Below are 9,144 nucleotides of genomic sequence, written 5' to 3'. Positions count from 1 at the left end.
ACCGTGGTGGTGGCCCTACGGGGCCGGCAGGTGATCTTCGCCGCCCGAGGCGACCCTGCCCGAGCCGGGTTCCGACCCGCGTCCGGCCGCCGACATCTCGCAGAGGTCATCGCCCGGCAGGGCGCAGAGGCCGCCACGGTGATCGGTTACGGTCCGGCCAGCCAGGTGACCGGGGCGGTGGACGCGGTGGGCGAGGCGCTGGACGACGCCGGGCTCGTCGTCCTCGACGCGCTGCGGGTGACCGACGGCCGCTGGTGGTCCTACCTGTGCACCGAGCCGGAGTGCTGCCCGCCCGACGGCACCCCGTACGACCCAGCGGCCAGCGAGGTCAGCGCGGCCGCCGTCTTCGCCGGTCAGGTCGCCCTGCCCGACCGGGCCGCACTGACCGCACAGGTGTCCGCGCTCGACGGGCCGGTCCGGGTGGCCATGCGCCGGGCCACCGCCCGGGCGCGTCGACGGCTGGGTGAGCTGACCGAGGAGGCGGCCGAGACCGGGCTGGTCGGCGGCCGCTCCGTACGTTCGGCGGGCGTGGCGGCGGTGCGCGACGCGTTCCGCCGGCAGCGGCGCGGCGAGCGGTTGGGCGACGACCAGGTGGCCTGGCTGACCGTGCTCCTCACCCAGCTCCCGGTACGCGACCACGCTTGGGAACGGACCGACGGCCGCGACGCCGACATCAGCCTCTGGACGGACATGCTGCGCCGGGCGGAGCCGGAGCTGATCGCCGCCCCCGGTAGCCTGCTCGCCTTCGCGGCCTGGCGGGCGGGGCACGGTGCCCTGGCGGCGGTGGCGCTGGAGCGGGTGCTCGCCGACCGCCCCGACTACTCGCTCGCCCTCCTCCTGGACGACATGCTCCGCCGCGGGCTGCCTCCGTCCGAGCTGGACGGCTGGCCGGCGGTCGGCTTCCCCGGTGTGCTACGCCGCCGGGCCCGCCGCCGCGTCTCCCGCCGGCGGATCTGACGCGCCGGCCGGCCTTGGCGTGGCGGGCCGGCCGGATCAGCGGGCCGGCTCGGCGAGGCGGTGGGCGCCGGTGTAGACGTTCATCGTTCGGCCGCGGAGGAAGCCGACCAACGTCATCCCGGCCTCCTCGGCCAAGTCGACGGCGAGGGTGCTGGGCGCGGAGACCGCCGCCAGCAGAGGCACCCCGGCCATCCATGCCTTCTGGGTCAGCTCGAAGCTGGCCCGGCCGGAGACCAGCAGCACGTGCCCGGCCAGCGGCAGTCGGCGTTCCCGGACCGCCCAGCCGACCACCTTGTCCACCGCGTTGTGCCGGCCGACGTCCTCGCGCAGCACCACCAGGTCGCCGGCGGCGGTGAAAAGGCCGGCCGCGTGCAGCCCGCCGGTCCGGTCGAAGGCGCGCTGCGCCGCGCGCAGCCGGTCCGGCAGGGCGATCAGCGCCTCGGCGGGCACGCGGAGCGGATCGTCCCGCACCGCGAAGCGCGACCGGGTGCGGACCGAGTCGATACTCGCCTTGCCGCACACCCCGCAGGAACTGGTCGTGTAGAAGTTGCGGGCGGGGTCGGTGGCGGGCTCGGGCACCCCGGGCGCCAGCACCACATCGACGACGTTGTACGTGTTCGGCGTCTCCGCCCCGGCACAGAGCTGGGCGGTGTGCACGTCGTCGGCGGACCTGATCAGGCCCTCGGTGAGCAGGAAGCCGATCGCCAGATCCAGGTCGTCGCCGGGAGTGCGCATGGTCACGGCGAGCGGCTTCCGCCGGCCGGGGCCGGCCGGGCCGACCCGGATCTCCAGGGGCTCCTCCACCGCGAGGGTGTCCGGTCGCCGTACCCGCGCGCGCCCGTCGGCCGCCGCGTCGAGATCGATCCGGAGCACGCCGCGCCGGTCAGTCGCCCGTCCCATCCCGCCATCCTGCCTCGCGGGGTCCGCCACCCGCACGGCGACGCCGCCCCTGTCCGCCCGACCCGTCGACCAGCAGGCTGGTGGAGGCGCCCGGGCTCGTCGGCCGGCCCGCAGGAAGATCGACTCGGGTTGCGGTGAGTTGGTCTGTCGGCAGGGTGGGAATGGCCGGTTACCGCAGCGAGGTGTCGATCTTGCGGCCGAGGGGAGAGCGGAGCGGCTCCGCGCGGTTTACCGTGGGCCGATGACGGCGTACGCGGCGGTGGTGCTGTCGGGCGGCGCGGCCCGCCGGATGGGCGGGGTGGACAAGCCGGCGCGCCCGGTCGGGGGGCGGCCCATGCTGCACCGGGTGCTGGCCGCGGTCGCCGACGCTGCGCCACGGATCGTGGTCGGCCCGGCCGGCCCGCTGCCCGAGGGCGTACGGGTGACCCGCGAGCAGCCGCCCGGCGGCGGCCCGGTGGCCGCCACCGTTGCCGGGTTGGCTCTGCTCGACCCCGGTACGGCCATGGTCGCCCTGCTCGCCGCGGACCTTCCGCTGCTCACCCCGCGGGCGGTGGCGGACCTGCGGCGCGCGCTCGATGGGTCGACCGTCGACGGGGCCTGCTACGTCGACGGTGACGGCCGCCGGCAGCAGCTCTGCGGGGTGTGGCGGGTGGACGCGCTGCGGGCCGCGGTCGGCCGCCTCGCCGTCGAGCGGGGTGGCATGGTCGACGGGGCCCCGGTACGCGGGCTGCTGGCCGGCATGGTGGTCCGGGAGGTGTCCTGGTCCGGCTCCGGGCCGCCGCCCTGGTTCGACTGCGACACTGACGAGGACGTACGCCGGGCCGAGGAGTGGGCGACATGACGGTGATGGACGACTGGGTCACGGCGGCGTGCGCCGAGCTGGGGCTCGACCCGGGGGAGGTGTCGGTGCCGGTCGTGCTGGACCTGGCCAAGGACGTGGCCCACCAGGTGCTGCGTCCGGGTGCGCCGGTCAGCGCGTACCTGTTGGGGGTGGCCGTGGGGCGCGGCGGCGACCTGGCCGCGATGGCCAGCCGGCTCAGTGAGCTGGCCAGGTCCTGGCCCCTCGACCTGGACGGCACCACTCCGGCCGAGTAGCCCTCCGGCCGGTTAGCCCTCGGGGCGTGCCGGCCCGCGCCCGGCCTGGGAGCCAGGCACCGGCGGGGGCGACCGGGGCACCTGTCCGATCACGGTCCGCCGTGATTCGACCCCCACTGTCCCTGGGTAGGGTGGCCGTGACGGACGGAGGCGATCATGACGGCTGACCACCCCTCGGCGCCGACCGGTGAGCCCGCCGGCGGTGCGCCGGAGCGGCCCATCGACGGTGCGCCGGAGCAGTACGAGTCGATCCTGCTGGACGAGCCGACCACGGCCGACCTCCGGGCCAAGGTGACCGAGGCCTGGCGGGAGTTCGCCCGCGCGCTGGCCGACCGGCTGCGCGCCCTGCCCGCCGGTACGCACCTGGAACTGACCCTCGACCCCACCGCCTCCGGTACGGGGGACGCCGTCTACTCGATCAGCGTGGACGTCGGCGAGGAGGGCCGGCTGTCGGCGCGGGCGGTGGGCAACGCCATGCTGCCGCAGGGCTACCGCCTGGACCGCGCGGCCGTGGCCGACATGATCGCGCTCGGCTGGTCCCCGCCCGGCGTGGTGGAGGGCTCCGGCGAGCAGTTCGGCCTGGACTGCGCCGTCGACGAGGCCGCCCGGCTGGCGGCCGTGCTCTCCCGCACCCTCCGCGACGTCTACGGCGCGCCGCACCCCGCCTTCCTGGTCTATCTGGTGCACGACGCCGAGGGGGAGCCGCTGCCGGCGGAGCCGCTGGGCACCGCGCGCAGCGAGTTCGGCCCGGCCCGGGACGTGGAGGCGGACCTCGACGAGGCGCTGGCCGCGGCGGCGACCGCGCAGGCCGCCGGGAACGACGTGCTCGCGCTGGAGGAGCGGGTCCGCACCGTCGTCTCCACCATGCTCAAGTCGCAGGCCGACCAGTTGCAGATCGACTCGGACGGCGACATCAACATCCGCGCCGGCTCGGCCATGGTCTTCGTCCGGGTACGCGACAACCCGCCCCTGGTCGACGTCTTCTCCCCGGTGCTCACCGAGGTCGAACCGACCGAGCGCCTCTACGTGAAGCTCTCCGAACTGACCAACCGGATGCCGATCGGCCGCCTCTACTGTGCCGACGACACGGTGTGGGCCTCGATCCCGGTCTTCGGCCGCAACTTCCAGCCCACCCACCTGATGCTCGCGGTCCAGGTGATGACCGGCCTGGCCGATGAGCTGGACGACCGGCTGCACGGCGAGTTCGGCGGCCGGCGCTTCTTCGGCGAGGCCGACAAGCCCTCCCGCGCCCAGCCCGAACACCGCACCGGCATGTACCTCTGATCACCCCGCCCTCCCGCCAGGGTGGGGCCGCAGCTTTACCAGAAATGGTGGCCATTCCGCACCACACGGCCACCATTTCCGGGAATCTGGGCGGATCTTGGGGCGGGCCCCGGCGACCCTCCCCGCGCGGGGGGCGTGCTCCGGCGACCCTCCCCGCGCCGGGCGCGCGGGGAGGGGGTTACAGGTCGAGGAGGGTCTTGCCGGTGGTGGTGCGGGCTTCGATGGCGGCGTGTGCGTCGGCGGCCTGTTCCAGCGGGAAGCGCTGCCCGATCAGCGGGCGCAGCCGCCCGGCTGCCGCCTCGGCGAGCACCTGTTCGGTGAACGCGCGCAGTTCGGCCAGCGCGGCGGACGGCCGGAGCAGGCTCACCCCGCGGGCGGCCGCGAGGTCGGCCGGCAGGTCCGCCCAGGCGCCGCTGGCCAGCCCGAAGCTGAGCATCCGTCCGCCCGGGCCGAGCAGGTCGAACGCCTCCCGGGCGAGCTGGCCGCCCACCCCGTCGAAGACCACGTCGACCCCGCCGGTGGCCGTGCGTACCCGGTCGGTCCAGTCCGGCTGGCGGTAGTCCACCACCGCGTCGAGGCCGCGTTCGCGGAGCAGGGCTACCTTCCGGGCGCCCCCGGCGGCGGCGACGACCCGCGCCCCGGCGGCCGTGGCGAGCTGGGTCAGCAGGATGCCGACGCCGCCCGCCGCCGCCTCGACCAGCACCCGCTCGCCGTCGCGCAGCCCTGCCGCGTGCACCAGCATGGCGGCCGTGCGACCGTCGGCGAGCAGGGCCACCGCCTGGTCCAGCGGCAGCCCGTCCGGCACCGCGAACGGCGTGTCCCGGTCGACCACCACGCGCTCGGCGTACCCGCCGGAGCCGCCGGTGCTGCTCACCACCCGCCGCCCCACCAGCGCCGGGTCCACGCCGGGGCCCACCTCGGTGATCACTCCGCCGACCCCGTTGCCCGGAATCAGCGGGGGCGACCCGGTGAACGGCCCGAACCCGGTCGACCGGAACATGGTCTCCACGAAGGTGATGTTGGCGTGCGCGACCTCGATCAGCACCTGGTCCGGCCCGGGCGTCGGGTCCGGTGCCGGCCCCGGCACCAGCACCTCCGGGCCGCCGAACTTCCGTAGCCACACCGCCCGCACGCCGCCTCCTCCGGTCGGGGACCCGCGCCCCGTCGGCGTCCAGTGGACAACCTCAAGCGGGGATGAGGTCAAGAACGGCGGGTGGGGTCCGGACCGACGGATGCCCGGATCCCACCCACCCGGGGGGAGGGGGGAGGAGAAGGTCCAGGGGTACGCCGCTTGGACGAGGCCGCACCCGCACGAGCTCCCGGCCGGCGTCAGCCGGCGGACGGGCCGACGCCGGGCGACTCGACCAGCCGGGAGAGCACGATGGTGCTGCGGGACGAGGTCACGAAGGACTCGGCCCGCAGCCGCTCCAGCGCCTCCTCGAGGTGGGCGATGTCGGCGGCCCGCAGGTGCACCAGGGCGTCCGCCTCCCCGGAGACGGTGTAGGCGCCGACCACCTCGGGGTGCCGGCGTGCGGCGGCCCCGATCTGCGCCGGAGTGGTCCGCCCGGCGCAGAAGAGCTCCACGAACGCCTCGGTGGTCCAGCCGACGGCGGCCGGGTCGACGACGGCCGTGAAGCCGCGGATGACGCCCGCAGATCGGAGCCGGTCGACCCGACGCTTGACCGCAGGGGCGGAGAGTGACACCCGGGTACCGATGTCCGCGTACGAGGCGCGGGCATCTGCCACGAGCAACGCAATGATTCGCTGGTCGACCGCGTCTATCTGCAACGTTCCGCCTCTGGGAAGCAATGGTTGTGGCTGTTACCAAAGTTGTACCGTACCTACTCTTGGTGACCGTGAACCAGCAGCGAGTCCCGCGAAAGCGGACATATCTCATGTGCTCGCCCGAGCACTTCGCGGTCGAGTACGCGATCAACCCGTGGATGGATGTGACCGCGCCGGTCGACGCGGAGCTGGCGGTCAAGCAGTGGGACCGCCTGCGGGAGACGCTCGTCGGCCTCGGCCACGAGGTGCACCTGCTCAGCCCCGAGCGTGGGCTGCCGGACATGGTCTTCGCGGCCAACGGCGCCTTCGTGGTGGACGGCACGGTCTACGGCGCCCAGTTCAAGCACGAGCAGCGGACCGCCGAGGCGGCCGCGCACCGGGCGTTCTACGAGGCGAACGGCTGGCGGTTCATCGCGCCGAGCGAGACCAACGAGGGTGAGGGGGACTTCGCGTACCTGCCGGACGCGCACGGCGGGCTGATCCTCGCCGGCCACGGCTTCCGTACCGAGCTGGCGGCGCACGCCGAGGCGCAGGAGGCGCTCGGCCGGCCGGTGGTCTCGCTGCGCCTGATCGACCCGCGCTTCTACCACCTCGACGTGGCGCTCGCGTCGATCGACGACGAGAACATCGTCTACTACCCGGGCGCCTTCTCCGCGGCCAGCCAGCAGGTGCTCGCCCAGCTCTTCCCGGACGCGGTGCTCGCCGACGACGCCGACGCTCTGGCCTTCGGCCTGAACCTGGTCAGCGACGGGCTGAACGTGGTGCTGAACAGCGAGGCGACCCGGCTGGCCGGCAAGCTCAAGGCCGCCGGCTACCACCCGGTCCCGGTCGAGCTGGCCGAGCTGAAGAAGGGCGGCGGCAGCGTGAAGTGCTGCATCGCCGAGCTGCGCCACTGACGCGCGCCCGACGCCGGGCACGAGAACGGGCGGCCTCCCCGCGGGGAGACCGCCCGTTCGGCGTACGGGTCAGCCGAGGGTCGCCAGCTCGTTGATCACCATGTTCGACAGGAGCCGGCCGTCGAGCTGGACCTTGCGCAGGTACCACTTCTGCTGGGGGGTACGCGACTGGTTGAACTGCCAGGACCCGCGCGGGCTGTCGATCTGGCCGATCTTGCCGAGCGCCAGGTTGACCTGCTGCGGGGTCGGGTCACCACCGACCAGCCGGACCGCCTTGTCCAGCACCTGCGCGGCATCGTACGAGGCCATCGCGTAGGTGGTCGGCGAGCTGTTGTGCGTCTTCCGGTACGCCGAGGCGAACACCCGGTTGGCGGTGTTGTTGAGGTCGGCCGAGTAGTTCAGCGCGGTCTCGATGCCGCCCCTGTTCCTCAGAATCCGCGCCCGCAGCTCGCCGTTCTCCCCGTCGTCCAGCTGGCTGAGCACCGCGCCCTCGGTGAGGAAGCCCGGGGCGTAGATCGGGCCCTGGTAGTCCTCGACGTAGAGCTCCTTGATGAACTGCACCGCCTGCGTACCGGCGTAGTGGCAGAAGATCGCGTCGGGCCGCTTGCCCAGCGCCTTGTGGATCGTCCCGGCGAAGATCCCCTTGCCCAGGTCGGCCCGGTCCGGCGTGTAGATCGGCGGATCGGTGAGCCGGCGGCCCTGTTCGTAGCCGCGCCGGAAGCCGTCGATGACGTCCCTCGTGCTCTGGTTGTCCGGGCCGAAGACCGCGATCCGGCTGGACTTGTCCAGCTGTTCCCGCAGGTACCGGCCGAGCGCCTCGCCGGGCTCGTCGAGCACGTACGAGGTACGCCAGATGTAGACCACGCTCTGCAGGCTGGCCGGGGACGCGTTGGAGCCGATCAGCGGGACCCGGGCCTGCTCGACGGCGTCCCGGATGCCGGACATGACCGCGGAGCTGACCACGCCGGTGAGCGCGACGACGCCCTCCTTGAGCAGGCGGTCGACGGCGGCCTGGCCGCTCTTGGCGTTCTCGCCCTCCTCCGCCTGCACCACCGTGACCGGGTGTCCGCCGAGCTGCTGGTCGTTGAGGCTGAGGTAGAGCTGGAAGCCGTTGGCGATCTCGTCACCGATGGCCTTGTTCGGGCCGCTTCCCGGCACGATGAGCCCGATCTTGATGGGGCTGCCCGGACTGCTCGTGCCTTCGGTGTCGGAGCCGCAGCCCGCCGCCAGCCCGGTGGTACCCAGCGCGGCCAGCAGTTGAAGGGCCCGCCTGCGGTTCATCTGCGACACCGATTTCCTTCCCGAAGGGCTGCCGGGGGCGCACTTCCCCCCGGGCGTTCTACCTGCTTGGCGACTCTGCGTCAATGGCCGGAAGATCATCGTGCAGGGACCGCAACCTGCCGATCACCTGCGGCCACGCCGCCGAGTCCGGGTCGATGAGCCCATAGTGCTCGCAGTCGGCCAGCTCAACCAGAGTGGCGTCGGTGCCGGCGGCCCGCGCCGCGGTCACCCAGGAGCGGCTCATCCCGACCGGGACCTGGCGGTCCAGCGTGCCGTGCATCACTACGGTCCGTGCGCGGATCGGCACCAATGCTGACGGATCGGCGCTCGCGTACCGGTCGGGCACGTCGGCCGGGCCGCCGCCGAGCAGCGCGGCCACCGCGCCGCCGTCCAGGTCCAGCCGGTACGTTTCGGCGAGGTCCGCCACCGGCGCCAGCGCGAGCACGCCGGCGACCGTCTCCGGGGCGTGCGCCGCCACGTACAGCGCGAGGTGCCCGCCCGCCGAGTGGCCGACCAGGATCGGTGGGGCGGGCGCCACCAGCCCGGGCAGCGCGGTGGCGGCCAGCGCGGGCAGCGCGGCCACCCCGGCCCGCACGTCGGTGAGGGTGTGCGGCCAGCCGCCGTCCGGCTGACCGGTGCGCCGGTACTCGACCTGGGCGACCGGGTGGCCGAGCGCGGCCAGCGCGGCCGCCATCGGGCCGGTGTGGGTGCGGTCGTACTCGGCCCGCCAGAAGCCGCCGTGCACCACCACGACCAGCCGCCGGGCCGGGCCATCGCCGACCGGTCGGCGCAGGTCGGCGAGCTGATCCGGGTGGTCGCCGTAGGCGATCGTGACGTCCGGCGGCGGGGCCGGCCGGGTCAACACGGCGCGGGGGTCTGCGGGCATGACGGCGACGGTAGCGCGTTCCCGGCCGGGTGGCTCCGGCCCGGTAGCCGAGCCCGGCGC

The 9,144-nt window shown here is 74.2% G+C and carries 10 protein-coding genes; 5 read left to right on the top strand and 5 right to left on the bottom strand.

Going from position 1 to position 9,144, the window contains the following annotated elements:
- A partial coding sequence (locus FXF52_RS17525; protein WP_148797978.1) for a DUF4192 domain-containing protein occupies positions 1–957 on the top strand: 957 nt, incomplete at its 5' end.
- 36 nt (positions 958–993) lie between these two features.
- On the opposite strand, the gene fdhD is transcribed toward FXF52_RS17525, so the two are convergent.
- Positions 994–1,857: a formate dehydrogenase accessory sulfurtransferase FdhD gene (fdhD, locus tag FXF52_RS17520; RefSeq protein WP_148797977.1), complete on the bottom strand. Its 864-nt coding sequence runs from the start codon at positions 1,855–1,857 to the stop codon at positions 994–996.
- A 241-nt stretch (positions 1,858–2,098) separates the two neighbouring features.
- Between fdhD and FXF52_RS17515 the strand changes: the two genes are divergently transcribed.
- The 3 genes from FXF52_RS17515 (at position 2,099) to FXF52_RS17505 (ending at position 4,236) form a co-directional block, all read left to right on the top strand.
- Complete coding sequence (locus FXF52_RS17515; protein ID WP_148797976.1) at positions 2,099–2,698, top strand: molybdenum cofactor guanylyltransferase; 600 nt, start codon at positions 2,099–2,101, stop codon at positions 2,696–2,698.
- Positions 2,695–2,952 (top strand): DUF6457 domain-containing protein, encoded by a 258-nt coding sequence (locus FXF52_RS17510; RefSeq protein ID WP_148797975.1) that lies wholly within the window; start codon positions 2,695–2,697, stop codon positions 2,950–2,952. Before FXF52_RS17515 ends, FXF52_RS17510 begins: the two co-directional genes overlap by 4 nt.
- A gap of 156 nt (positions 2,953–3,108) precedes the next feature.
- On the top strand, positions 3,109–4,236 hold the full coding sequence (locus FXF52_RS17505) for a YbjN domain-containing protein (RefSeq protein WP_148797974.1): 1,128 nt from the start codon (positions 3,109–3,111) through the stop codon (positions 4,234–4,236).
- A gap of 178 nt (positions 4,237–4,414) precedes the next feature.
- Here the strand turns inward: FXF52_RS17505 and FXF52_RS17500 are convergent, their stop codons facing one another.
- Entirely contained in the window at positions 4,415–5,368 is a 954-nt protein-coding gene (locus FXF52_RS17500; RefSeq protein ID WP_148797973.1) for a zinc-binding dehydrogenase, read from the bottom strand.
- 197 nt (positions 5,369–5,565) lie between these two features.
- Positions 5,566–6,024 carry an Lrp/AsnC family transcriptional regulator gene (locus FXF52_RS17495; RefSeq protein WP_148797972.1) on the bottom strand — a complete coding sequence of 153 codons (459 nt, stop codon included), beginning with the start codon at positions 6,022–6,024 and terminating at the stop codon, positions 5,566–5,568.
- A gap of 59 nt (positions 6,025–6,083) precedes the next feature.
- Between FXF52_RS17495 and ddaH the strand changes: the two genes are divergently transcribed.
- Entirely contained in the window at positions 6,084–6,917 is an 834-nt protein-coding gene (gene ddaH / locus FXF52_RS17490) for a dimethylargininase (RefSeq protein ID WP_187413548.1), read from the top strand.
- Between the two features lie 69 nt (positions 6,918–6,986).
- On the opposite strand, the gene FXF52_RS17485 is transcribed toward ddaH, so the two are convergent.
- Both FXF52_RS17485 and FXF52_RS17480 read right to left on the bottom strand, forming a co-directional pair.
- Positions 6,987–8,207, bottom strand: coding sequence for an ABC transporter substrate-binding protein (locus tag FXF52_RS17485; protein WP_148797971.1), 1,221 nt, complete (start codon positions 8,205–8,207; stop codon positions 6,987–6,989).
- 49 nt (positions 8,208–8,256) lie between these two features.
- Positions 8,257–9,084, bottom strand: a complete 828-nt coding sequence (locus tag FXF52_RS17480) for a S9 family peptidase (RefSeq protein WP_148797970.1) — start codon at positions 9,082–9,084, stop codon at positions 8,257–8,259.
- Between the last annotated feature and the right edge of the window lie 60 nt (positions 9,085–9,144).

The sequence above is a fragment of the Micromonospora sp. MP36 genome (genome assembly GCF_008119785.1).
Classification (GTDB): domain Bacteria; phylum Actinomycetota; class Actinomycetes; order Mycobacteriales; family Micromonosporaceae; genus Micromonospora.
Note: the sequence above shows the minus strand (reverse complement) of the source record. Positions and strands in the feature narration are given on the sequence as shown.

Bases quoted from the DNA above. Each gene is read 5' to 3' on its own strand.
- FXF52_RS17505 (WP_148797974.1), top strand. From the start codon at position 3,109: ATGACGGCTGACCACCCCTCGGCGCCGACCGGTGAGCCCGCCGGCGGT.
- FXF52_RS17480 (WP_148797970.1), bottom strand. From the start codon at position 9,084: ATGCCCGCAGACCCCCGCGCCGTGTTGACCCGGCCGGCCCCGCCGCCG.
- fdhD (WP_148797977.1), bottom strand. From the start codon at position 1,857: ATGGGACGGGCGACTGACCGGCGCGGCGTGCTCCGGATCGATCTCGAC.
- FXF52_RS17510 (WP_148797975.1), top strand. From the start codon at position 2,695: ATGACGGTGATGGACGACTGGGTCACGGCGGCGTGCGCCGAGCTGGGG.
- FXF52_RS17515 (WP_148797976.1), top strand. From the start codon at position 2,099: ATGACGGCGTACGCGGCGGTGGTGCTGTCGGGCGGCGCGGCCCGCCGG.